19 protein-coding genes are annotated in these 22,762 nt (G+C 50.8%); 7 read left to right on the top strand and 12 right to left on the bottom strand.

The features are described from left to right. Positions 1–194 precede the first annotated feature (194 nt). Together dcd and TH63_RS05670 are read left to right on the top strand one after the other, a co-directional pair. Complete coding sequence (gene dcd, locus TH63_RS05675) at positions 195–731, top strand: dCTP deaminase (RefSeq protein ID WP_048920099.1); 537 nt, start codon at positions 195–197, stop codon at positions 729–731. Between the two features lie 335 nt (positions 732–1,066). Then, positions 1,067–1,438, top strand: a complete 372-nt coding sequence (locus TH63_RS05670) for a hypothetical protein (protein ID WP_048920098.1) — start codon at positions 1,067–1,069, stop codon at positions 1,436–1,438. A gap of 71 nt (positions 1,439–1,509) precedes the next feature. Here TH63_RS05670 and gldC read toward each other — a convergent pair whose 3' ends face one another. The 4 genes from gldC to TH63_RS20260 all read right to left on the bottom strand — a co-directional run bounded on the left by gldC (position 1,510) and on the right by TH63_RS20260 (position 5,106). After that, positions 1,510–1,863, bottom strand: a complete 354-nt coding sequence (gldC, locus tag TH63_RS05665; protein WP_048922608.1) for a gliding motility protein GldC — start codon at positions 1,861–1,863, stop codon at positions 1,510–1,512. Between the two features lie 258 nt (positions 1,864–2,121). Continuing rightward, entirely contained in the window at positions 2,122–3,246 is a 1,125-nt protein-coding gene (dnaN, locus tag TH63_RS05660; protein WP_048920097.1) for a DNA polymerase III subunit beta, read from the bottom strand. A gap of 288 nt (positions 3,247–3,534) precedes the next feature. After that, positions 3,535–4,179: a hypothetical protein gene (locus TH63_RS05655; RefSeq protein ID WP_048920096.1), complete on the bottom strand. Its 645-nt coding sequence runs from the start codon at positions 4,177–4,179 to the stop codon at positions 3,535–3,537. Between the two features lie 672 nt (positions 4,180–4,851). Continuing rightward, positions 4,852–5,106 (bottom strand): hypothetical protein, encoded by a 255-nt coding sequence (locus TH63_RS20260; RefSeq protein ID WP_156180407.1) that lies wholly within the window; start codon positions 5,104–5,106, stop codon positions 4,852–4,854. Positions 5,107–5,634: 528 nt separating this feature from the next. Here TH63_RS20260 and TH63_RS05645 point away from each other — a divergent pair. Continuing rightward, a complete protein-coding gene (locus tag TH63_RS05645) occupies positions 5,635–8,301 on the top strand; it encodes an FG-GAP-like repeat-containing protein (RefSeq protein WP_197088641.1) in 2,667 nt (888 codons plus the stop codon). 131 nt (positions 8,302–8,432) lie between these two features. Here TH63_RS05645 and TH63_RS05640 read toward each other — a convergent pair whose 3' ends face one another. The 7 genes from TH63_RS05640 to TH63_RS05610 form a co-directional block, all read right to left on the bottom strand. Then, positions 8,433–9,524, bottom strand: coding sequence for an AMP-binding protein (locus TH63_RS05640; RefSeq protein ID WP_048920093.1), 1,092 nt, complete (start codon positions 9,522–9,524; stop codon positions 8,433–8,435). A gap of 202 nt (positions 9,525–9,726) precedes the next feature. After that, a complete protein-coding gene (gene menB, locus TH63_RS05635; RefSeq protein ID WP_048920092.1) occupies positions 9,727–10,551 on the bottom strand; it encodes a 1,4-dihydroxy-2-naphthoyl-CoA synthase in 825 nt (274 codons plus the stop codon). Positions 10,552–10,650: 99 nt separating this feature from the next. Beyond that, entirely contained in the window at positions 10,651–11,118 is a 468-nt protein-coding gene (locus TH63_RS05630; protein WP_048920091.1) for a DoxX family protein, read from the bottom strand. Between the two features lie 428 nt (positions 11,119–11,546). Beyond that, complete coding sequence (locus TH63_RS05625) at positions 11,547–12,035, bottom strand: DoxX family protein (RefSeq protein ID WP_048920090.1); 489 nt, start codon at positions 12,033–12,035, stop codon at positions 11,547–11,549. Between the two features lie 107 nt (positions 12,036–12,142). Then, positions 12,143–13,855 (bottom strand): 2-succinyl-5-enolpyruvyl-6-hydroxy-3-cyclohexene-1-carboxylic-acid synthase, encoded by a 1,713-nt coding sequence (gene menD / locus TH63_RS05620; protein WP_048920089.1) that lies wholly within the window; start codon positions 13,853–13,855, stop codon positions 12,143–12,145. Next, positions 13,852–15,072 carry a chorismate-binding protein gene (locus TH63_RS05615; RefSeq protein WP_082161566.1) on the bottom strand — a complete coding sequence of 407 codons (1,221 nt, stop codon included), beginning with the start codon at positions 15,070–15,072 and terminating at the stop codon, positions 13,852–13,854. The genes menD and TH63_RS05615 overlap by 4 nt, the downstream gene beginning before the upstream one ends. 79 nt (positions 15,073–15,151) lie before the next feature. Next, on the bottom strand, positions 15,152–15,574 hold the full coding sequence (locus tag TH63_RS05610) for a hotdog fold thioesterase (RefSeq protein WP_048920088.1): 423 nt from the start codon (positions 15,572–15,574) through the stop codon (positions 15,152–15,154). 52 nt (positions 15,575–15,626) lie between these two features. Here TH63_RS05610 and TH63_RS05605 point away from each other — a divergent pair, with 52 nt between their 5' ends. Together TH63_RS05605 and TH63_RS05600 are read left to right on the top strand one after the other, a co-directional pair. Beyond that, positions 15,627–16,253: a histidine phosphatase family protein gene (locus TH63_RS05605; protein WP_048920087.1), complete on the top strand. Its 627-nt coding sequence runs from the start codon at positions 15,627–15,629 to the stop codon at positions 16,251–16,253. A gap of 115 nt (positions 16,254–16,368) precedes the next feature. Next, positions 16,369–18,087 (top strand): pyruvate dehydrogenase complex dihydrolipoamide acetyltransferase, encoded by a 1,719-nt coding sequence (locus tag TH63_RS05600; protein WP_048920086.1) that lies wholly within the window; start codon positions 16,369–16,371, stop codon positions 18,085–18,087. Positions 18,088–18,668: 581 nt separating this feature from the next. Here TH63_RS05600 and nagB read toward each other — a convergent pair. Further along, positions 18,669–20,591: a glucosamine-6-phosphate deaminase gene (nagB, locus tag TH63_RS05590; RefSeq protein WP_048920084.1), complete on the bottom strand. Its 1,923-nt coding sequence runs from the start codon at positions 20,589–20,591 to the stop codon at positions 18,669–18,671. Positions 20,592–21,037: 446 nt separating this feature from the next. Here nagB and hslV point away from each other — a divergent pair, with 446 nt between their 5' ends. Further along, positions 21,038–21,577 carry an ATP-dependent protease subunit HslV gene (gene hslV / locus TH63_RS05585; RefSeq protein WP_048920083.1) on the top strand — a complete coding sequence of 180 codons (540 nt, stop codon included), beginning with the start codon at positions 21,038–21,040 and terminating at the stop codon, positions 21,575–21,577. Positions 21,578–21,673: 96 nt separating this feature from the next. Beyond that, positions 21,674–22,645 (top strand): deoxyhypusine synthase family protein, encoded by a 972-nt coding sequence (locus TH63_RS05580; RefSeq protein WP_048920082.1) that lies wholly within the window; start codon positions 21,674–21,676, stop codon positions 22,643–22,645. Positions 22,646–22,762: the final 117 nt, after the last annotated feature.

Genomic DNA, 22,762 nt, shown 5'->3' with positions numbered 1-22,762 from the left:
ACTTATTCCGCAAGGCTTGCTTAATCCAGTATCTTCCTCAAAAAGGGTAGCAGCATTTTAAGATTCTATTCTTGAAAGTCGTTTTGAGCCTGTTTTCTCAAAAACAGGCTCAAAACGCATCATGGCCTCCCACCCATGGCAAGAACCGGATTTTACCCGTACCTTGCAGGCGTAACAAAAAGCCCCTTACCCGCATGATCCTTACCGACCGTCAGATTCTGGAAGAGATAGAGAAACGCACCATCTTAATAGAGCCCTATGACCGCACTTGCCTTGGCACCAACTCATATGATGTTCATTTAGGCAAGTACCTGGCCACCTACAATGACGAGGTGCTGGACGCCCGCCAGCATAACAAAATCACCGTTTTTGAGATTCCTGAGGAAGGGTATGTGCTGGAGCCGGGCAAACTGTATTTGGGCGTCACCGAGGAATATACCGAGACCCACGCCCACGTGCCGTTCCTGGAAGGAAAATCTAGCGTAGGCCGACTGGGTATTGACATACACGCCACCGCCGGCAAAGGAGACGTAGGCTTCTGTAACCACTGGACCTTGGAAATCTCGGTCAGCCAGAAGGTACGGGTCTACCATAACATGCCTATTGGGCAGTTGATTTACTTTGTGGTGAACGGCGGCATTGAGAATTATTACAACAAAAAAAGCAATGCCAAATACAATGACCGCACGGTGTACCCCGTGGAGTCTATGATGTGGAAAAACAAGTTTTAGGGATAAGCCCAGCTTTTTACAGAAGCGTTTTTCAGGAAATAGGATGAATCTCACAAGCCATTAGGAGTACGCCAAGAGAATGCAAAATGAGGGAGTTAGTTACCCACAAAGGGAAACTATCTGGTAGGAGGCACGTTATTTTTTTTACAGGAAAGTCAACTATTTTTCCTTGAACTGTGTTATGGAAAAGATGGCACGGGAATTGTCTAGTACTTACTAACAAAAACTGGAAAACTATGAAAACTTTAATGAGCACTTTGGCAATATTATTTTTTGGAGTTTTTTGCTGCTTTGCCCAATCAGCGGAAGAACGTTCAAAGAACTTATCTGATAAGATGATTCGTGAATTGCAGTTGAATAATTACCAGTCGCGGAAAATAAGAGAGATTAACCTGAAAAATGCCCAGAAAATGATGGCGTTTGAGGCTAAACATGCCAACAACCCTTCTGAGCTGGAGAAATGTATCAATGGCGTTTGTAAGGAGCGTGATGTACAGTTGGAGAACCTGCTGAGCACTGCCCAGTACTCTCAGTACTACAGCTTCCGGAAAACCCTGAACTCTTATGACCGTGAGTACGCCATGAAGCAGAGACGTCAGGACTCCAAAGTGGCCAGCACCTTGGTAGCCCAGGATAAAACAGATGCCAAACGTAGCTTCCCGGCTCCTAAGGCCGCCGTTATTAAAGAGACTTCTTTAAAAAACTAATATAAACACAACACATAAAAAAAGCCGCTCTATTCTGTAGAGCGGCTTTTTTTATGCAATTAAATTTCCTTTTACTGTGGGTTCTGGGCCGCGTTACGCTTCTGCTGCTCCTCTACGTGCTGCATCAATTCCTGGCACAGGTTCCGCATCTTCTCAGCCATCAACTTGTCATTGGTAGCGGTTTCAATGCTTTGTGCCATGGCACCCATGGTATCAATGTAGAAGTATTTCATCTCATCAACGGGCATGTCTTTGGTCCAGAGGTCAATCTTCATGGTTCCAGAGTCATTGCGGTCCCAAAGGGCAATGTTGATGGCCTTGGCGAAGTGGATATCGGTACCGGCGTCGGTGGCGGTCCAGCTAATGGCTTCAGGCACGCGTTGGTCGTCTAGGGCAATGCTAAAGTGTATCTCTGATTTTTTCATCTGTTTCATTGTTCTACAGCGCCCTTCAGCGCCAGTTTGCGAAAGCACAAAGGTAAAACGTTTTTGGCAGTTCTGCAGCTAAATACCGCTCCTTCCTGTTCCCGCTGTTTTGGGCCTGTTTTCTGAAAAACGGCCCTAAAACAGGTTTACCTATCTTTTATTGGATCTTCGGCGCAAGCAGGAACAAACCCGACCAGGCAAAAAAAAATCCTGCCTGACAAAGAAGCCAGGCAGGATCTATATTTTGGGCCTAAAAGCCTATACGTAGTTGTTGAGCATTACCGGCATTACCAGCATCAGGATGCTTTCTTCTTCATCATTGGTAGACGGAATAAGCAATCCGGCTCGGTTAGGGGTTGAAAGCTCCAGGGTGATCTCATCAGAATCCATGTTGCTGAGCATCTCCGTGAGGAACTTGGCATTGAAACCAATCTCCATGTCCTCGCCGTCATATTGGCAGGTAAGGCGCTCGCTGGCCTCATTGGAGAAATCCAGATCCTCGGCTGAGATCTGCAGTTCACTGCCCGTAATGCGCAGGCGAACCTGGTGCGTGGTCTTGTTGGAGTAGATAGAGATACGTTTCACTGAGCTCAGGAAATCATACCGGTCAATGGTGAGTTTGTTAGGGTTCTGCACCGGAATCACGTTCTCGTAATCTGGGTAACGCTCATCAATCAGGCGGCAGATCATTCTGATGTTGTCAAAGCTGAAGAACGCATTGGAGGTGTTAAACTCTACGCGTACCGCCGTGGCCTCACTTGGCAAGGTGGACTTAAGCAGGTTGAAGGCTTTTTTAGGGATGATGATGGAGGCGGCATTTTCGCTGGTCACGTCCTGGCGGCGGTAGCGCAGCAGGCGGTGACCGTCTGTGGCCACAAACGTGATGTTATCACTGTTCAGCTGCACAAAAATACCCGTCATGGCCGGACGAAGTTCATCATTGCTTACAGCGAAGATGGTTTTGTTGATGGCCCGGCTCAATACATTTGACGGGATCTCAATGGCGTTGCCGCCGCGCACAACCGGTACCTTAGGGAAATCAGTCGCGTTCTCGCCAGACAGCTTGTAACGGCCGTTGGAAGAGCTGATCTCAATGGTGTAGGTCTCTTCGTCAATGGTGAAGGTGACCGGCTGGTCAGGGAGGTTCTTAAGGGTATCAATCAGGATACGGGCCGGCGCGGCAATACGGCCATTCTCGCGGGCTTCCACATGTATCTCCGTGATCATGGATGTCTCCAGGTCACTGGCAGTGATGGTCAGAACGCCATCATTTATCTCGAACAGGAAGTTCTCCAGAATCGGCACCACCGGGTTGTTGGCCACTACCCCGTTGATGCTGGTAAGCTGCTTTAGCAGCGCCGTAGAAGATACAATAAATTTCATCCTTTATTTTGGTTTGGATAAGGTCGTTTTACCTGGCAAAGTTAACCAAAAATGGATTTTTTCCTACGGCTCCGGCCTGATTTGTTTTAAGGAAAACCAATTTATAAAGCAGTTCTTCTCGGCTAGCCCTTCAGCCTTAAGGTTATAGCCCCGTTGCCATCAAAAATTGCCCCTGCAAGCCGGTATGCCTATAAAAAAGCTGCTGGCAGAGAGTTTCCATGGTGGGTTTCTCTCAGTCAGCAGCTGGAAGTTGGTACCACCCTTACCGTAGGAAAAGCGGCTATAGACTTAAAGAGGTTTTAGCGCCTGTACCACCAGGCTTGGGTCTGCCCCGGTGACATAGCCCTGCTGGTTCAATAATGTAGTGAGTTCGAAACTATTACCTGAGGACGTTTTGTCTACGCTCAGCAGGTGAAACTCTTCTGAATAAGAAAAGACTATTTTACTGTTGGTAGAAGCCACAAAAGCCTGCAGTTGAGCCAAAGCCTCTGGGGTAGGTTCTATGCCTACGAGTAATTCATCGGTCATGGCCAGCAGGCGCCGGTTTTTTTGCTCGTCTACCCCATTGTCAAAAGCGGGCAAGGCAAACTTTACTTCTGGCTTGGTTTCAAGGCTAGCGATCATCTGCTCCGCCGCAAAGCAGGTGGTGTTTGGAGTAAGGCGCAGCACGGTGATGAGGCTGGTTTCGGTAGAGAACTCGCTTTCCACCTTTATAAACTCAGGGTACTGTGACAGAATTTTCTTTATGTCTTTTGCAGGGGTACCCTCCACAAAGGAAACCAGGACCACGTCCCCTAATGCAACGCCGTAGGAAACAGTACTTCCGTCTTTGGTAGCATAGAAGTAAGCGGTGCAGGTGCCCGTTTCCCTGGCCTGTTGAAGCTGATTTACAGATAGGTTATTGGGGGCAATGTCTTCTTTTTCACAAGACATTAAAAATGGGAGACAAAGGGCAAGGCAGGCAACCGATAAAGATTTTCTCATATTGTATAAATAGTATATAAATTACTCCTGTATGTTATTTGCAAAACATCTTTTAGCTTATTCGTTTTTGCAATTTTTTAACGGAAAACCATACATACTACTTTCCTTTGACCAATGTTTTATATATTTCAGGGTTTATTTAAAAATTATTAGGGTGTATTCTTAATTTCAACACAGGGGTATTTTTATAACAATTTAAATAAGCAGCTATTTAACCCCACTATGCAGAGCGATCCTGCTCTCATAAAGCCTTAGGAGAGTTTCATAGGAAAAGCAGGCTTTCCATGTATCCTTAAACAGAAAAAGCAGGGAAACAGACTTTTAAATACTAGTGCTCTAAGCCTACTAGAAAGGTCATCTTTTAAGCTGTTTGGCAGAGGTTGCATTGTTCCAGTGCCCTCAATAGACACCATAAACTCATTGGAAAGACCGTACCACACATACTCGGTTTTAGTGGTATCATCCCCAAATCTGGGGTACGCAAACAAAACAGAAGATTCTTTCAGGAGTTGAGGAAAAAGGTTTCTACGTCTATGGTGTAAGTCCCTCCGTTAGCCCAACCAAGGTTATTATCCCAGAGTCCAGGCCAACTTCCTCTTCCAGGCCCTGGAATTCTGGGTACTAACTTAAGACTTGTCCCCTTGATCCCTGGGACATTCCTTCCAGAAACCCCACCAGCACCAGATCGCCCCTGGGTTGGCCATAATTCACCACTCCTCCTCTTTTCTGTAAATACCGGTAATTGGGACAACTGGCTGTGGCCGCGGGTTTGGTTTGGGTGACGGTAGGGTCATTTGGCTTCACATCTTCCTTTTCACAAGCTAAAAGAAAAGGCAAGAGCAGCCCTATACAAGTACTAATCAAAAAACGTCTCATAGTGGTAAAATTTAAAGTGGCTATCACTATAATTTTACGATTTACAACTTTTAACGAGTGTTAATATTTGCAATATTTCAACATAGGCCCTTAAAAATACTCACTTATGAGAATACCCAAACATGTCCTTAATCTTTTGCTTTACTATACATTTTTTTTAAATAATACCTTATTTTACAACACTTTACTACTAGCCCAGTTTTGTACCAAAACATGTAAATTCTATAGACGTCAGCGTTCACCTGACCCAACCAATCAGTTGGTCATATAACTTTTTAAATCCAAGATTTCTTCTACTCATTCGTTCCCACGAAAATACTTACCACTAAGTATTTTCCACCTTTGGCTTCCTGCTTAATTTTGCTTGTTACACCAGCACCCGTTTCATCTTTATTACCTCACTGAGTTTACCCTTAGAATGCCGCAACCGCCTTTGCTTTGGGTCAGTCTCCTAGCAATCCGGCACTTTCCTGGTTACTGTCCTTTATGTTTAACTCAGACAGATGCGTTTGCACCTATCATAACCTTATGAAGAAACAATTACTCCTTTTACTATTGCTGGCCGGAATTCTGCAACAGACCCATGGGCAGTTAGTCCCTGCCAGACAAGATTATTCCCTGCAGTTCAACAACCAATTTCTTCTGGCCCCGGTCAATGATCAGTTAAAATTGGGCGACGCCTTTACCATGAGCTGCTGGGTAAATCCGTCGGCAAGGGTGCCGTATGCCATTATAATGGGGAAACCGGCTCCTAACCGGGGGCAAGACCCATATATGAGCTACACTATTGGCTGGAGCCAAAGCGGTGCCCGGCTGGAGTTTGTCCTTACCACGGGTGCCGCGGGCAGTTACCGGGCCGTGACAGCCCCCACCGATGCGCCCTTAAACGCCTGGACCCACGTGGCGGCCACCCTGCAAAACGGAACCATGCGGCTTTTTATCAATGGCCAGGAATTGGGTTCCTCTGCCAGCGCTGGCAACCCGCCGGTAAACCAAGTTCCCTTTGCCATTGGCGGCGGCCTGGACGGTGGCAATTATTGCTGCGGCATGATGGGGAACCTAATGCAGGCATCGGTCTGGAGCAAAGCCCTTACAGCCTCTGAGATTAGCGCCCTGGCCCAGACCACCCCTGCCGCTAGTGCAGCCGGACTCATCTCCTTCTGGAAGATGGCAGAAGGCAGTGGCCAGACCGTGGCCGACTTATCGACCAACAACATTACCCTGCAGTTAGGTACATCGGCCTTAGCAGATCCCCAGGACCCCACCTGGACCAGCAATTTCATTTTCAACCAGGGGCCTTTCTTCACGCTCCATCAAAATCAGTTGGCCATCCCTTATGGGTTAAATGAGATCTTTCCTTACCAGAAAAGCGCTGCCCAAGGTCCGGCCTTTGTGGGTATTTCCATCCAATGGCCACCCTCACCCCCTCCTGGGGCTTCCCGGCCCATTGAGTATCTGGCCGTTGAAAATAACCAGGTTAAGGTAAAGACCACTGAGATGCTGCCAGGGGCTCCGCAGATAGTACACGCCCGCCATTCTGCCCAGGGAGACTTTAACCGCGATGGCCTGAATGACTTTATCCTGATTGGGCATGGCACCGATGTTCTGCCCTTCCCTGGCGAGCAGAGCCGTATCTTTATGCAGCAACCGGACGGTACCTTGCGAGATGAAACCGCCACCCGTTTGCCGGCGGCCAATGATTTCACGCACCATGTAACCGTGGGTGATATTGATAAGGACGGCGATCTGGATATTTACTTTGCTAACATTGGCGGTGGCACCAATGGACCAAGATTTTTAATTAACAACGGGGTTGGAGTCTTTACGGTCCAGACCAATACGTTACCCGCTGAGGTAGTGAACCGAAGCAAGGTCTTCACTTCCAGCATTCTGGTGGATTTTGACAAGGATCAGGATCTGGACCTTTATCTGGGGGCCGATGAACGCGCCGGCGAAAACCTGATCCTGTTTAACAATGGGCAGGGCAAATTTGAGATAACCGCCAAAAGCCGACTCAATAAACTGCCAGACAACACCTGGATTGGCGTGGGCGTAGCCGTCGCGGATTTTGATAATGACGGTGACCTAGACCTTATCAGTAATAACACCCGGGGTAACCCTTTTTACCAAGGAGCCTTTCTGCAATTGCTCCTGAATGATGGGACCGGCGGCTTTACTGATCACTCCACCCTTCTCCCTGCCGTTTATTCCCAGAATACCACCAGTCAGGAATGGGTAGTGTGGGTAGACACCGTAGATATAAATAAAGACGGCTGGATGGACCTGATCACCAAAGGGAACAATGTGCCCAGTAAGCTTTTCCTGAACCACGGAGGCTCTTTCCAGGACATGACACACCTGTTGCCAGCCGGTTTTGCCGCCGGAGCAGGGTTCAGAGCCGGTGACTTTGACCTGGATGGTGATACAGATTTAGTGGCCATTAATGGCATGACCGGCTATGTGCTGGAAAATGTAAAGCCCTTTAAGAACTCCATTGCCCGCATCACGGCTAACGGCAAAACCAGTTACTGTGCCGGGGCCACAGTTAGTACCGCACTTTCCACTTTTTCAGTGCCTGGGTACACGTTTCAATGGCTCAAGAATGACCAACCCATTTCCGGGGCTAACAACGCCACCTATACCGCCACTGAGCCGGGCGTATACAAAGTGATCAGCAAAAACGGGGAATACCCAGCCGCCACCTCCGTACCGGTGACTATTCAACTTTCTTCGGGCGGTCCTGCCACCATTACCCAGAACGGTAATAAATTGATGGCCTCTGAAGGCCTAAGTTTTAAATGGTACCTGAACGGGCAGGAATTGGCATTTACAACCCGAGAGATCACCCCTGCTGCCTCTGGCAACTACATGGTAGAAGTAAGCCAGGCCAGTGGCTGTGCCATCTCAGGGTCGTTTGCTTTCAGTTTGGTGAGTGGCGTGGAGGAGTTTGCTTCCGGGCAGCTTCGGCTTTACCCTAACCCTACCGCCAACGGGGAAGTTTTCCTTTCCTACGGAGAAAAGGCTAATTTCAGAAATGCGGTGGTGCAGGTACTCAATCTCCAGGGCCAGGTGCTGCAGGAAGGGACTATTAAGCAGAAGACTTCCAAAATAGTTCTTCCCAAGGCAGCCGGTATGTACCTGGTGAAAGTAACCCTGGGGGACCGGGCTTTTGTGACCAGAGTGGTTAAAAATTAAGGTTCTTATTATTCAAATGAAGGGGCGGTGTTTTGAGCAATTCTTTTGTCTATAGCACCGTTCCTTCGTCATTATGCCGTTTTTGGAAATTCCCGTTTTGGGTCTGTTTTCGCTAAAACAGGCCCAAAACGCTAAATCAAGGCTATCCCTCCCCGGCGGTCAATTTTACCGGTGGCCGTCTCCGGCAGGCGAGGCAAGTAACCGAACTGTTTGGGCAGCTCATATTTGCCAAGCAACTCCCCTAGTTTTCCTTTGAGATTGATTTCCTCCTCCTCTGTGAGCGGGCTTCCTTCCAGCACCACAATCAGGCGCTCTCCCAGAGACTCATCTGGCAGGGCGGCGGCAAAGCAACGGCGATGCATGCCAAAGGTGGCTAATGCTGTTTCCAGGGCTGCTTCTACTTTTTCTAACTGCACCTTCACCCCACCTGAGTTGATCGTGTTATCGGCGCGCCCTACCCACTTAAAGGAGTTGTTGCCCATCAGTTCCACCAGATCATTGGTGACCAGGGTCTCGCCTCCCGTTACTTCAGCTGAGATAGTGAGGCAGCCGCGGTCATCCTGACCCAGGGTTACTTCCGGCGGAGCCACGTAGAAATCTGTTTTCTTTGGCCCGTTCAACCGCCGGACCGCCACGTGCGAAATGGTTTCTGTCATGCCGTAGCTTTGGTACACCGGCACGCCCAGCTCCTGCACCAATTCCTCCAATCTTCTTCCAATGGCGGCCCCACCCAGCAACACGGCCTTCATTCGGTTCAGCTTTTCTACGTTTTCAGGGGTCTGTTCCAGTATGGTTTGGAGCTGAAGCGGCACCATTGACACAAAGTCAAAATCTAATTCAGGGTTTACATTGGCTAATGGGTTACCCACCGGTTCAATAATGGTCATGTGCAGGTGCCCCACAAAGCCCCGCACCAACATCATCATACCGGCAATATACTCGGTATTCAGGCATACGAGTACCCGGTCTTCGGGCTTCAGGGCAAAGATGCGCAGAGTACGCTTAGCGCTGGACTCCATGCGGTCCCGCTTTAACTCCATCATCTTGGCGGCACCGGTACTGCCCGAAGTCTGTACCGGAAACTCCTGCACCCCCTGTAGCCAGTTTTTACAGAATTCCAACGTCTTGGCCTCGTAGCCATTCAAAGGAATGCTCTCCCGGAAAGAGTAGTGCTGAATCTCATCTAGATAGAATTTCTTGCCGTTGAGGAGCAGATGGTCCATAAGAGTATTAAGTAGGGCGTATTAAGTACCAAGACAGCAATACTGTCCTGAAATTTTCATTACTATACGCAAAGAAACAGAAAGCTTTAACAAGAAACGGAGCAGCTCTTGAGTTTTCACCTAGAACTGCTCCGCATTTAGACTGTAATTCTTAAACCCGTACCAGAAATCCTGGTACCTGATACCTGCTACTTGATACTAATCAAGGAAACTTAGGGAATTTAGAGAAATCTGGCTTCCGCTTCTCAAGGAAGGCGTTTTTGCCTTCTTTGGCCTCATCTGAGAGGTAGTAAAGCAAGGTGGCGTCACCAGCCAGTTGCTGGATACCAGACTGGCCATCCAGCTCGGCGTTGAAAGAGGCTTTGAGCATACGCAGGGCCAGCGGGCTTTTCTCCAGTATTTTCTCGCACCATTCTACCGTGGTTTGCTCTAACTGCACCAACGGCACTACCTTATTCACTAAGCCCATTTGAAGGGCATCCTGGGCGTCATACTGATCGCAGAGGAACCAGATCTCGCGGGCTTTCTTCTGGCCTACTACCCTTGCCAGGTAAGAGGCCCCGAAGCCACCATCAAAGGAACCTACTTTAGGGCCTGTTTGGCCAAAACGGGCGTTTTCGGCGGCAATGCTCAAATCACACACCACATGCAGCACATGCCCGCCGCCAATGGCCCAACCCGCCACCATGGCAATGACTGGCTTGGGAATTCTACGAATCTGCATCTGCAGGTCCAGCACGTTCAGGCGGGGAACAGTATCTTCGCCAATGTAGCCACCATGGCCACGCACACTCTGGTCACCGCCCGAGCAAAACGCCTTGCCGCCTTCGCCGGTCAGGATAATGGCGCCAATCTCTGCGTTGTCACGGCAGATGTTCATGGCGTCAATCATCTCGGCTACCGTGCGCGGGGTAAAGGCATTGTGCACATGCGGCCGGTTAATGCTGATCTTGGCGATTCCGTTGTAAAATTGGAAAAGGATTTCCTGGTATTCTTTGAGCGTAGTCCAGTTATATCTGCTTTGCATGAACCTTTTGTTAGTTTGAAACAATGAGGGCATAAAGGTAATCAGCCCTTACAAGATTATGCAAAGGTAAACGGTGAATTGGATCTACGGTTAAAAATCTTACGGCATGGCGTGGCGGTTATCCTCGTGTAGCCGGCGCTCATTGGCCTCAAACCTGTGGTCAACGGAATAATAGCCAGAGCCCCCAATAAAATAAAAGATCAACGCAATTAAGGTGATAATTGAGATCACCAATTGGGTCTCATTAGAGAAAAAGCCCTGACCCGGAGTAGAGAAGAAAATCGCACCTATTAGAATTGGTATCTGGAACGCAATGGCTACCCTGGTAATCAAGCCAATGGCGATCAGAATACCACCCACCAGGTGAGCAAAGGCCACGTAGTGCGCCAACCCGAAGGCCACAAACCTAAACTGGCTGTTTTCCAGGATCTGGGCCAGGCCCGAAGTATCAGAAATGAACATGAGTCCCTTATATAGAATAAAGAGGCCCAGCAAGATACGGCCGTAGTCATACAACACCGGGTGGTGTTTGTTTTGCCACGCATCAATTTTTTGTACCCAAGACATTTTCTTAACGCCGTTAGAGTAGCGTCTCCATGGTATTATACGTTGGGTGCCAACATCTTATAATTTAAATACTAGTTAATTTACCTGGTGCTAGCTCATTTTTTTGGATAGGGAACCTCAGGCGTAAGACCCTGTTGATAGTCAGGTGACTGAGGAGACGCATAAAAAAACGGCCCTACAGCGGAAGGGAGAATGGCATTTCCGCTGCCTTGGGTTCCGTTCAATTAGGTGGATGAGGTAAGATTTTGCTTCGGGGGAAAGAAGGGAGAGTTATCCTGTATTTATAAGCCTTTCAGATTTTCAAGCGTTACTTTCTACTAAATCTTAAGGGTAAGGAAAACTGTTTTTTAGTAATGATGGAATTAAAGCCCCTCCCAAGCAAACAGGAGGGCAAGGTGATCCAGGGAATTCGGCCTAATAGCCTCACCCTAGGAGTGATGCAGGTTTCTATCTAACACATGAGATTTTTTCATTTTATGCTCTCTCCTTTCATGGATATAAAACCGGTGGTCAAAGGAATAGAATCCAGAACCGCCTACGGCATAAAAAACAAGAAGTAATACGGTATATACCGCCACCGCAAAAGGTGAGTAGATAGAGAAAAGGTCATGGGCTGGGGTGAAAAATAACAAAGCAGACAGCACAATTGGAATCTGTGCAATACTTGCCCACCGGGTATGCCACCCTACCATCATCATGGCCCCACCTATCACGTGTACCAAAGCAATAAAGTATGCCAGGTAAGTTGCCACAGAATAAAGCCTGCTATCCAGCAAGATCTGCACCAGGGGTGTTATATTAAACAGAAAGGAAGCACCCTTAAATAATAGAAAGCCCCCTAATGCTATTCTGCCATAGTCATACAGCACCGGATGATGTTTGTGCTGCCATTTTTCTACTTTATTTGTGAATTTCATAATACTAACGCCGTTAAACTAGCGTCTCCTACCTTATTTACGTCATATTTTATGTTAAGTAAGTAAAGATTAAGTTAATATTTTTCAGATTTTTTAACGCGCCATATCTATAAACAAATGTTGCTACGCACCTGGTCTCTAAAGGACTCAAATGCGGCAAAATTCTCGGCACTGACCGTCTCAACCTCCAATAACTGAGGCCCCGTAGCCGGGTTGAAAAAGGCAGGAAACAGGGTTTCTAAAGAAGCTGCATCTGCAACCCTAACATAGTTAAATCCCATTTCCTGGGCAGTGGCCTGCGCCGTCTGCATTTGTTCTGTTTCAAAGAATGGTCTGAGTTCCGGCTGTGACCTTGGCCCCTCTATCATCCTGAAGATGCCGCCACCGTGGTTATTGAGCACTAAAATGCGCAGGTTCTGGGGCAGGTAATTGTGCCAGAGCGCGTTGCGGTCATAAAGAAAGGCCATGTCGCCGGTAATGAGCGTAACCAGTTTGTCGGTGCTGAGCGCCGCCCCTACGGCCGTGCTGGTGCTGCCGTCTATCCCGCTGGTGCCCCGGTTGGCAAACACTTCCAGGCCCTCCACCTCGGCTACTCCGATAAGGTTGGCATAGCGCACGCTCATGCTATTGGCCAGATGCAGCACGCTGTTGGCCGGCAGCATTCTAAGGGTCTGGTAACAGGCCATAAATTCCGAAAAAGGGCTGTTTTCCTGAAAACGGGCCAAAACTGACTTGCCCTGGTGTTCCAGCTCATGCCAGGCCTGGGTAAAGGCGGGCGTCACCATTAAGGGTTTTTCCCCTTTGCCTATCTCCTGGAAAAAGGCCTGCGGCGTGGTTCTGACAATGCGGGTAAGGGCCTGAAAGGTGTCGGCCACCTGCCCGGCGGGCTGCACGTGCCAGTGCCGCATACCTGGCTGTTTGCGCAGGAACAGTTTCAGGTTTTTGGAGATCAAGGATTTATGGAAGGTGATCAACAGATCTGGCCGCAGGGCTTCCTCCCCGTGCAGGTGTTTGGCTCCCAGAAAAACGTCATGGAAGTTTATGCTGTCGCCGGCCTTCTGTTGGTTACTGATAGTGTCTGTCACCAAAACGGCCCCGGTGGCCCGGCAGAACGCCACAATCTCCTCATGCAATGCCTGGTCTTTTCTCCCCTGGCCCGCCACCACCAACACCCGCTTAAAGGCGGAAAGCTCCTGACGTAGTGTCTCCCATTGTTGATTTGGCAACCCAAATCCGGAGGCCAGTTCCTCAATAATCTTGACGTCGGCTTTATAGGCAAACTCCTCCCCCGGCTCTGGGTAAAAAGGCTCCCGCAGCGGCACGTTCACGTGTACCGGGCCCTCCGGGAAGGCCGTGGCCTCATTCAGGGCTTCATTGATCAACCGGGAGGCGAACCACTTGGCATCTGCATGGGCAGTATCCACCGGGAAATCAAGGCTGCGCTTTACGTGGCCGCCATAGATATGGGTTTGCCGAATGGTCTGCCCGTCCAGTTGGTCAATCCATTCTGGTGGGCGGTCGGCGGTGAGTACCAACAGCGGAATGTTCTGGTAAAAAGCCTCGGCAATGGCAGGAGCATAGTTATAGGCGGCCGTTCCCGAGGTACACACCAGCACCACCGGCCTACCAGTCTGCTGCGCGATGCCCAAGCCAATAAAGGCCGCGCTGCGCTCATCTGGTACCGTGCGCACGCGCAACTGTGGGTGGCGGGCAAAGGCCAGCGTGAGCGGCGCACACCTGGATCCCGGGGACAGCACCACATCCTGCACTCCCTTGCGGGCACATATTTCGGCAATATCTATGACAGACTGTAAAATCATGATTCTGAAGCTTGAAAAAGACGGAGCACGGTTTGCATTTTGAGTTCGGTTTCCTGCCACTCCTTGGCCGGGTTAGAATCTGGGGTCATGCCGGCCCCCGCGTAGGCGGTCACCGTGTCCTGACCCAGCTCCACGCACCGAAGGTTCACGAAAAGGTTGGTTTCCTGGCCCAGTTGGACCGGTCCCAGGTAACCACTGTAGTAGCGGCGGTCATGCAGTTCCAGTTCCTGGATCATATGCAGAGCAGAGGCTTTGGGCATGCCACCAACCGCCGAGGTGGGGTGCAAAAGTTCCAGCATTTGGGTACCTAGTTCAGGGAAACCCACTTCCTCCATGGCGGCGCTGTAATCGGTGCGCAGGTGTAGCAGGTTTCCCGCCGCCATGGTGCGCGGCCCCATCTCCACGTAATCGCGCAGGCGCAAATGTTTGAAACAGCTAATGATGTAGCGCTGCACAAGGGCCTGCTCTTCAATCTCCTTTTGCCGCCAGATGGCATCGGCGGGCGTCAGGCCATCGGTGAGGGGTTGGGTTCCTGCCAGCGCCACCGTTTTAAAGACATGATGCCGGTCTATCTGTACCAGCACCTCCGGCGAAGCGCCCAGCCAGGTACCCACGCCCGGAATGGCTACCAAAGAGATAAAAGCGTTGGGGTACAGCTGGGTGAGTTGGGTAAAGGCAGACAACAGGTCAAACCCTTCAAACAAGGACAGCGTTTTGGTGCGGGACAGCACCACCTTTTCCAGACAGCCGGCCTGCATGGCCTTTACCGCGGTGGCCACCGTCTGCTCAAAGGCATCGCGGGTAATGGCTTTAGGCAGGCCATCTGGGTGGCTGGGCCAGGCTTGCTCCTGTTTCTGTTTTGAGCCTGTTTTCTGAAAAACGGGCTTAAAACGGGCAGGCAAGAGGTTATTCCCAAATTCAAGTTCCGCATCGGCTTTGCCGGAAAAATAAAGGTCTGCGGGCAGGAAATTAATGGGAGAAGTGGCTGAGATGCTGAAAGGGCAAAACGCGAAGCCTTTTTGGGGGCCTTCCAGGGGCGGTAACTCCGGTTCCACCCGGCTGGCCACCAGTACCTGCACCTCCTGGGTAAAGGGTAGCCGCCAGAGAGCTACAGGCAGTTCGGCGGCAAGGGCGGCAGTAAATAGGGTATGGGCGGTTTCCTCTGCCGAGGTAACTAACGAAACCGGGGGTAAAAACGAAGGACTCTCCTGGGACATGTAGGTATAGAACGCAGACAGCAGATATGATATTTAAGGGAACTGGTCAAAAAGGCCGCATTACAGCTTTTCTCCTTGCTTAGATCTTATCTATAACGGCCATGGTAATACGACTGATACATACCAGCCCGCCAGATTCTGTGGTAATACGTATTTCCCAGACCTGAGTCTTGCGCCCCACATGCACCGCCGTGGCCTTCCCATATACATACCCGCTGCGCACCGCTTTAATATGGTTGGCGTTGATCTCCAGGCCCACGCAAAACTGTTTGTCCAGGTCCAGGAACATGGTGGCGCCCACGCTTCCCAGTGTCTCGGCCAGGGCCACAGATGCGCCGCCGTGCAGCAGGCCCAGGGGCTGGTGCGTACGGTGGTCTACGGGCATGCGGCCTACCAGATAATCGTCGCCAATCTCGGTATATTCCATCCCCAGGTGCTCGCCTAACGTATTCTTGTTCCAGGCGTTCAATTGTTCCAGGGTGACATCTGTGCGTCTTTTCATCCGTAGTTCTCGTAATTATGGCCTAACTTAGGGCCTGCAAATTAGCGTAAAATTGAGCCTCAAAAAAATCTACCTTATTCGCCACGGCCAGACCGACCTTAACCTGCAGGGCATTGTGCAGGGCAGCGGCATTGACAGCCCGCTAAATGAGACCGGCCACTGGCAAGCCGAAAAATTCTTCCAGGCTTACAAAGACATCGCGTTTGACAAAGTCTACACCTCGGTGCTGCAGCGCAGCATCCAGTCGGTGCAGGGGTTCATTGACCTGGGCATACCCCATGAGCAACACGCCGGCCTGAATGAGATCAGCTGGGGTACTCGCGAGGGCACCCGCATCACCCCCGAGGAAGACGCCTACTATTTTGAGGTGCTTCGGCGCTGGCAGGAAGGCGAGATTGACTTACCCGTTGAGGGGGGTGAAAGCCCGGTGCAGGTGGCGGCCCGGCAGCGCCCGGTCATAGACCTGATGCTGTCCAGGCCAGAAGAGAAAACCATTTTGATTTGCATGCACGGCCGGGCCATGCGCATGCTGCTGGCGCAACTGCTGCACTACCCGCTGCAGGAGATGGACCAGTTTATCCACTCCAACCTTTGCCTGTACCAGTTGCAGTTCACGGGCACTATGTTCTGGGTGGAGCGCTTTGCAGATGTTTCACACCTGGCAGAGGTAAACCGATGATATTTGAGTTTTTACGCCGTTTTTTTGAAAAAAGGGTAAAAACGTCCTTCGCCCTTATTTGTATTACACCATTTTTGCCTCTATTTTTGAGGTCTTAAAACCGAGCTAAAAAACTATGGCTGAAATCATCCGAATGCCCAAGATGAGCGACACTATGACCGAGGGAGTCATTGCCTCATGGTTAAAAAAAGTTGGTGATTCTGTAAAATCTGGGGACGTTCTTGCCGAAGTAGAGACCGATAAGGCAACGATGGAGTTGGAGTCTTATGAAGATGGCACCTTATTATATATTGGACCAAAGAATGGAGAATCTGTACCGGTAGATGGCGTTTTGGCCATTATTGGGAAAGAAGGCGAAGATATTTCTGGCCTGATGGCCGAGGCCGGCGGAAGCGCCCCTGCCCCAGCTCAGGCCGAAGCACCTAAGAAAGAAGAAGCCCCCGCGGCCGAGCCTAAAAAAGAAGAACCTGCCCAAGAAGCCGCCCCTGCTGCCCAGCCTGCCGCCGCCAACGTGAAAGCCGAAGTGGTACGCATGCCTAAAATGAGCGACACCATGCAGGAAGGCACCATAGTGGCCTGGCACAAAAAGGTGGGCGACAAAGTGAAATCCGGTGACCTGCTGGCCGAGGTGGAAACCGACAAAGCCACCATGGAACTGGAGTCTTATGAAGACGGAACCCTGCTGTACATAGGCGTAGAAGCTGGTGCCTCTGTGCAGGTAGATGGTATTCTGGCCATTATCGGCGAAGAAGGAGCCGATTACAAAGCTTTATTGAACGGGGGCGGCAACACCAACCCAGCCCAAGCCGGTTCTCAGGAACAAGCCACCCGTGTAGAAGAACATAAAACTGAAGCCCAGTCCCAGTCAGGTGACGGCGTGAATCAGGCTGCTGGTGCTCCGGTACCAGGCCAGGGCACTGCTCCTGCTGCCGCTGGTGAGAACCAAGGCCGCGTACTGGCTTCACCGTTAGCCAAGAAAGTAGCCCAGGAAAAAGGCGTTAGCCTATCTCAGATCAAGGGATCTGGCGAGAACGGCCGCATTGTGCTGCGCGACGTGGAGAACTTCACCCCTTCTGCTGCCGCTGCTCCAAAAGCACAGGCTCCTCAGGCCGCTGCCCCAGCAGCACCTGCCGCAGCTCCGGCCCAAGCTGGCGAAGCCTTCACCGAAGTTCCGGTTACCCAGATGCGCAAGGTGATTGCCCGCCGTCTGGCAGAAAGCTTGTTCACCGCGCCGCACTTCTACCTGACCATGGAAATTGACATGGACAAAGCCATGGAAGCCCGCGTGGTGATGAATGAAGTAGCGCCAGTAAAAGTGTCTTTCAATGACATGGTGATTAAAGCCGCCGCTGCCGCCTTACGCAAGCACCCCGCCGTGAACTCCTCGTGGTTAGGCGATAAGATCCGCTACAACAACGTGGTGAACATTGGGGTAGCAGTTGCTGTGGAAGACGGTCTGTTGGTACCAGTGGTGCGCAACGCCGACCAGAAGTCTCTGTCTACCATCTCTGCGGAGGTGAAAGACCTGGGCGGAAAAGCCAAAACAAAGAAACTGCAGCCCTCAGACTGGGAAGGAAGCACCTTCACCATCTCTAACTTGGGTATGTTCGGAATTGACGAGTTCACCGCCATCATTAATCCACCAGACGCCTGTATTCTGGCCGTAGGCGGAATCAAGCAAACGCCGGTAGTGAAAAACGGACAGATCCAGATAGGTAACGTGATGAAAGTAACCCTTTCCTGCGACCACCGCGTAGTTGACGGCGCCGTAGGCTCCGCCTTCCTGCAGACCCTGAAAGGCTTCCTGGAGAACCCTGTGACCATGCTGGTTTGATGTAGTTGTTAGTGATTAGTTGTTCGTTTTTAGTGGACGAATGTATTATAAAAAGAGCCGGTGGATTTCTCCACCGGCTCTTTCCGTTTTGGAGCTGTTTTGCAGAAAACACCCCCAAAAAGTCCGCAGCATTATTTATGGGTATTGCCTTTCCCTGGAGGGTAAGGAGAAGCGGATAGGCATTGGCGCAGACGCTCGCAAGTCCTCCGGACGCTACGAGGTCTTGGGAGCATGCGGTATAATAGAAGCAAAGGAAAGTGCCTCCTATCCGCTCTTCCGGATTTGTAATCCGGAAGCTCCGAAAAGGGGATTTGCAATCCCCTTCTTCTGCCCGCGGTTCCATTCCTTTGGAAAGGGATATTATTTGGACTGTCAGGGGACAGGCCAAGGAAAATAACGCTGTTCAGGAATTGGTTCCCACTCCCCTCATCCTACCCTTCTCCCTAAGGGAGAAGGAACTCCGCTATTGCGTTTTGGGGCCGTTTTCTGCAAAACAGGCCCAAAACAGAAACCCATAAAAGCAGCAAAGCCGCTCCTTTTTCAAGAAGCGGCTTTGCTGTATTTATTCTTAAACTACAAGATTAGAAATGATATCGCACGAAGGCTTCCATGGCTTCATAATCCGCTAAGCCCAGGCGGTCATAGTGGCGGGCGGTTTCGCGGTTGCGCTCCTGGGCGCGTACCCAGAACTCGCGCTCGTCGTCACCCGGGAACACAGGGCGGTCTTTCTGGCTTTGGTGCTTGAAGATGGCGTTTTTCTTGCGCTCCACCTCCATAGGTGAAAGCGGAACGGCCATCTCAATCTCGTGGGTGGCAAACTCGTGCCAAGCCCCGCGGTACATCCAGAGCCAGCAATCATCCACCCAGCTTTCACCGGCGTTTTTGAGTCTCCTCAGGGCCTCAATGATAATGTTGAAGCAGACAATGTGCGTTCCGTGGGGGTCTTCAAAATCACCGGCGGCAAACACCTGGTGGGGTTTCACCCGTTGCATCAGGTCCATGGTCAGCTGGATATCCAGGTCTGAGACGGTATTCTTGCGGGTCTTGCCGGTCTCATAGAAAGGCAAGGCCTGGAAGTGGATATGGTCATCCTGCAGGCCGGCGTAACGCGCCCCGGCCAAGGCCTCACTCTTCCTTATGAAGGCTTTCACGTTCTGGATCTCAGGCGTATCAATCTGGTTAGGCTGCTTCTGCTCAATGAACTGGCGCATGTCCTCGTAGATGGCCTTTAGGCGGCTGTTATCATCGCCTATGCTGCCCTTAAAGTCAATCGCGAACTCCATGTACCGCAGCACGTCGTCGTCCCACACGGCGGTGTTGCCCGAGGTCTGGTAGGCCACGTGCACGTCATGTCCTTGGTCCACCAACCTGATGAACGTACCGCCCATAGAGATCACGTCATCATCTGGGTGCGGGGAGAAGATAAGCGACCGCTTCTGCGCCGGGGTAGCACGCTCCGGCCGGTCAGTATCATCGGCGTGGGGCTTTCCGCCGGGCCAGCCGGTGATGGTATGCTGCAGCTTGTTGAAGATATCAATGTTGATGTTGTAGGCCGGGCCGCGGTCCACGGCCAGCTGGGCCATGCCGTGGGCATTGTAGTCCTCGTCAGTGAGTTTCAGGATGGGTTTCTTAACGGTGTTAGACAGCCAGATCACCGCCTTCTTGGTCAGGGCCTCGTCCCAGAGGCAGTCGCGGGTGAGCCAAGGGGTGTCAAAACGGGTGAGCGCCGAGGCCGCGTCCTGGTCCAGCACGAACTCCACGTTGTCAGAGAGCTGCAGGTAGGTAGCGGGCACCTCAGAGGAGATCTCCCCTTCCACGGCTTTCTTAATGATGGAGGCTTTTTTCCCGTTCCAGGCCATCAGGATAATCTCGCGGGCCTTGAAGATGGTCCCAATACCCATGGTGATGGCCTTGGTGGGCACATTCTCCTTTCCCCCGAAATCGCGGGAGGCATCACGGCGGGTCAGGTCATCCAGGGTGACCAGCCGGGTACCCGAGTTGGGCGCCGAGCCGGGCTCGTTGAAACCAATGTGGCCTGTACGGCCGATGCCCAACACCTGCAAATCCAGCCCGCCCAATTCCTCTATCTTCTTTTCATAAGCCAGGCAGAACGCCGGAATCTCCTCCAGGGGCAGGGTGCCGTCCGGGATGTTGACGTTCTTCTTGTCTATGTCAATGTGGTCAAACAGGTTCTCGTTCATGAACGTGACGTAGCTCTGCACGGCCGTGGGCTGCATAGGGTAGTACTCGTCCAGGTTGAAGGTGATCACGTCCTTGAAGCTCAGCCCCTCCTCTTTGTGCAGGCGCACCAGTTCGGCGTACACGCCTACCGGCGTGGCCCCCGTGGCCAGGCCTAACACAGTTTTCTCACCGTTCTGCTGTTTTCTTTTGATCAGATCTGCAATACGGCGGGCAACCGTCTGCGAGGCTACATGCTGATCTGGGTATACGGTAACGGGGAGTTTCTCGAAACGGGTTTCTTCAAGGAGATTTAAACGACTCATAGTGGGGTTAGCTAGTTATACCTTGTATGGAAATAGCAAAGGTATAAAGACCGGGCAAAGCGCAAATTTTAAAGTAAAAAACTTTTTTATTTTTTTTATAAAGTCATAGTTACCCCTAGTTTTATGCTTGTTTCCCAGCTATGGCGTGACTCAGAAGCACCTTGGAATTTCTGCTTTCATGGAAACCCGATAGATCTTACCCTTTAATTTCTCATTTCCGTTTCAAGGCCGTTTTTCCAAAAACAGGTTTAAAACGGATGGTCCTGATTTGCTTTGGGAAGGCTTCTTTTAAAATGCACCTGCCTTTTTGCAACACCCAGTTTCAAAGGCTTGGATTGGCCATATATTGCTCCCGTTGGACAACTCTTCGTCATTTACGTAAAGTTGTTGTACTTTCGCGGCCAAAGGCTTTGGAAGACGTCTTATATATTTTAGAAAGGAAGATTATGCCAAAAATACGCTCAACCACCGTGCTTGGAGTTTACCATAATGGAGAAGTGGCCGTTGGCGCCGACGGACAGGCAACCATGGATAAATACATTGCCAAGAGCAACGTCAAAAAGATACGCAAGCTGCAGGACGGGAAAATCATTACCGGTTTTGCCGGCTCCACCGCCGATGCCTTTACTCTGATGGAGCGTTTTGAGGAAAAACTGAACGCTTACGGCAACAACATGAAACGGGCGGCCATTGAGTTGGCCAAGGACTGGCGCAAAGACCAGTACCTGCGCAAGCTGGAAGCCATGATGGTGGTGGCCAACAAAGAGGAACTGCTCATTATCTCGGGCACTGGCGACGTGCTGGAGCCAGACCACCAGATTGCCGCCATCGGGTCTGGAAGCACCTATGCCCAGTCTGCGGCCCTGGCCCTGAAGAAACATGCGCCCCACCTGACCGCCGAGGAAATGGTGCGGGAGGCCCTGACCATTGCGGCAGATATCTGCATTTACACCAACCATAATTTCATCATTGAAAAGCCTAACTAACCTTGTTTTTTAGGGGTTTAGCTCCCGGAATATCTTTTACCCAAGGATTCCGTTTTAACAACCTTATCACATCCATTAAAATAACCATCGCATAGCATGAAGGTAACCCAGTTCCTGAAAGACCATTATAAGCATTTTAACGCAGCTGCCCTTATTGACGCGGCTGAAGGCTATAAACTACATTTAAATGACGGCGGAAAGATGATGATCACCCTGGCAGGCGCTATGAGCACCGCCGAGTTGGGCATCATTCTGGCTGAGATGATCAGAGAAGACAAGGTGCAGGCCATTACCTGTACCGGTGCCAACCTGGAGGAAGACATCTTCAACCTGGTGGCCCATGACTTCTATGAGCGCATCCCTAACTACCGTGACCTTACCCCGCAGGACGAGCAGGACCTCCTGAACCGTCACCTGAACCGGGTAACCGACACCTGTATTCCAGAAGAAGAGGCTATGCGCCGCCTGGAGCACACCGTATTAAAGTACTGGCAGAAAGCCGACCAGGCCGGCGAGGCGTATTTCCCGCACCAGTTCTTCTACCAGATCCTGAACTCCGGTGACCTGGAGCAGCATTACCAGATTGACCCTAAGAACAGCTGGATGCTGGAAGCGGCCAAAAAGAACCTTCCTATCTTCGTACCTGGCTGGGAAGACTCTACCTTGGGTAACATCTTCACCGGTCACGTGATCAGCGGCGACATCAAGAACGTGCACACCGTGCGCACCGGTATTGAGTACATGATGGAGTTAGCCGAGTGGTATACCGCCACCGCTAAAGACGAGTCAACCATTGGCTTCTTCCAGATTGGCGGTGGAATTGCCGGTGACTTCCCTATCTGCGTGGTGCCTATGCTGCACCAGGATTTACAGCGCACTGGGGTTCCGTTATGGGGCTATTTCTGCCAGATCTCAGACTCTACTACCAGCTACGGGTCTTACTCCGGCGCGGTGCCGAATGAGAAAATCACTTGGGGGAAACTGGGCGTCAACACGCCTAAATACGTGATTGAGTCTGACGCTACCATTGTGGCACCGTTGATCTTTGCGATAGTGCTAGACAAATAGACCTTCCTGAATACCATAAAAAAAGAGCGCGGCAAATTGTCTCGCTCTTTTTTATTGCCCTTTCCACAATATAACAATATTTATTTTCGTTTAACCTTTTCTAAGCACACACTAAGA

The organism is Rufibacter radiotolerans, assembly GCF_001078055.1.
Classification (GTDB): Bacteria; Bacteroidota; Bacteroidia; order Cytophagales; family Hymenobacteraceae; genus Nibribacter; species Nibribacter radiotolerans.
The sequence above is the reverse complement of the archived record's forward strand: the minus strand, read 5'-3'. Positions and strand labels throughout refer to the sequence as shown.

What these genes read in the sequence shown, in the direction of transcription:
- dcd (WP_048920099.1), top strand. Translation starts at nt 195, where the DNA reads ATGATCCTTACCGACCGTCAGATTCTGGAAGAGATAGAGAAACGCACC.
- TH63_RS05670 (WP_048920098.1), top strand. Translation starts at nt 1,067, where the DNA reads ATGATTCGTGAATTGCAGTTGAATAATTACCAGTCGCGGAAAATAAGA.
- gldC (WP_048922608.1), bottom strand. Translation starts at nt 1,863, where the DNA reads ATGAAAAAATCAGAGATACACTTTAGCATTGCCCTAGACGACCAACGC.
- dnaN (WP_048920097.1), bottom strand. Translation starts at nt 3,246, where the DNA reads ATGAAATTTATTGTATCTTCTACGGCGCTGCTAAAGCAGCTTACCAGC.
- TH63_RS05655 (WP_048920096.1), bottom strand. Translation starts at nt 4,179, where the DNA reads ATGTCTTGTGAAAAAGAAGACATTGCCCCCAATAACCTATCTGTAAAT.
- TH63_RS20260 (WP_156180407.1), bottom strand. Translation starts at nt 5,106, where the DNA reads ATGAGACGTTTTTTGATTAGTACTTGTATAGGGCTGCTCTTGCCTTTT.
- TH63_RS05645 (WP_197088641.1), top strand. Translation starts at nt 5,635, where the DNA reads ATGAAGAAACAATTACTCCTTTTACTATTGCTGGCCGGAATTCTGCAA.
- TH63_RS05640 (WP_048920093.1), bottom strand. Translation starts at nt 9,524, where the DNA reads ATGGACCATCTGCTCCTCAACGGCAAGAAATTCTATCTAGATGAGATT.
- menB (WP_048920092.1), bottom strand. Translation starts at nt 10,551, where the DNA reads ATGCAAAGCAGATATAACTGGACTACGCTCAAAGAATACCAGGAAATC.
- TH63_RS05630 (WP_048920091.1), bottom strand. Translation starts at nt 11,118, where the DNA reads ATGTCTTGGGTACAAAAAATTGATGCGTGGCAAAACAAACACCACCCG.
- TH63_RS05625 (WP_048920090.1), bottom strand. Translation starts at nt 12,035, where the DNA reads ATGAAATTCACAAATAAAGTAGAAAAATGGCAGCACAAACATCATCCG.
- menD (WP_048920089.1), bottom strand. Translation starts at nt 13,855, where the DNA reads ATGATTTTACAGTCTGTCATAGATATTGCCGAAATATGTGCCCGCAAG.
- TH63_RS05615 (WP_082161566.1), bottom strand. Translation starts at nt 15,072, where the DNA reads ATGTCCCAGGAGAGTCCTTCGTTTTTACCCCCGGTTTCGTTAGTTACC.
- TH63_RS05610 (WP_048920088.1), bottom strand. Translation starts at nt 15,574, where the DNA reads ATGAAAAGACGCACAGATGTCACCCTGGAACAATTGAACGCCTGGAAC.
- TH63_RS05600 (WP_048920086.1), top strand. Translation starts at nt 16,369, where the DNA reads ATGGCTGAAATCATCCGAATGCCCAAGATGAGCGACACTATGACCGAG.
- nagB (WP_048920084.1), bottom strand. Translation starts at nt 20,591, where the DNA reads ATGAGTCGTTTAAATCTCCTTGAAGAAACCCGTTTCGAGAAACTCCCC.
- hslV (WP_048920083.1), top strand. Translation starts at nt 21,038, where the DNA reads ATGCCAAAAATACGCTCAACCACCGTGCTTGGAGTTTACCATAATGGA.
- TH63_RS05580 (WP_048920082.1), top strand. Translation starts at nt 21,674, where the DNA reads ATGAAGGTAACCCAGTTCCTGAAAGACCATTATAAGCATTTTAACGCA.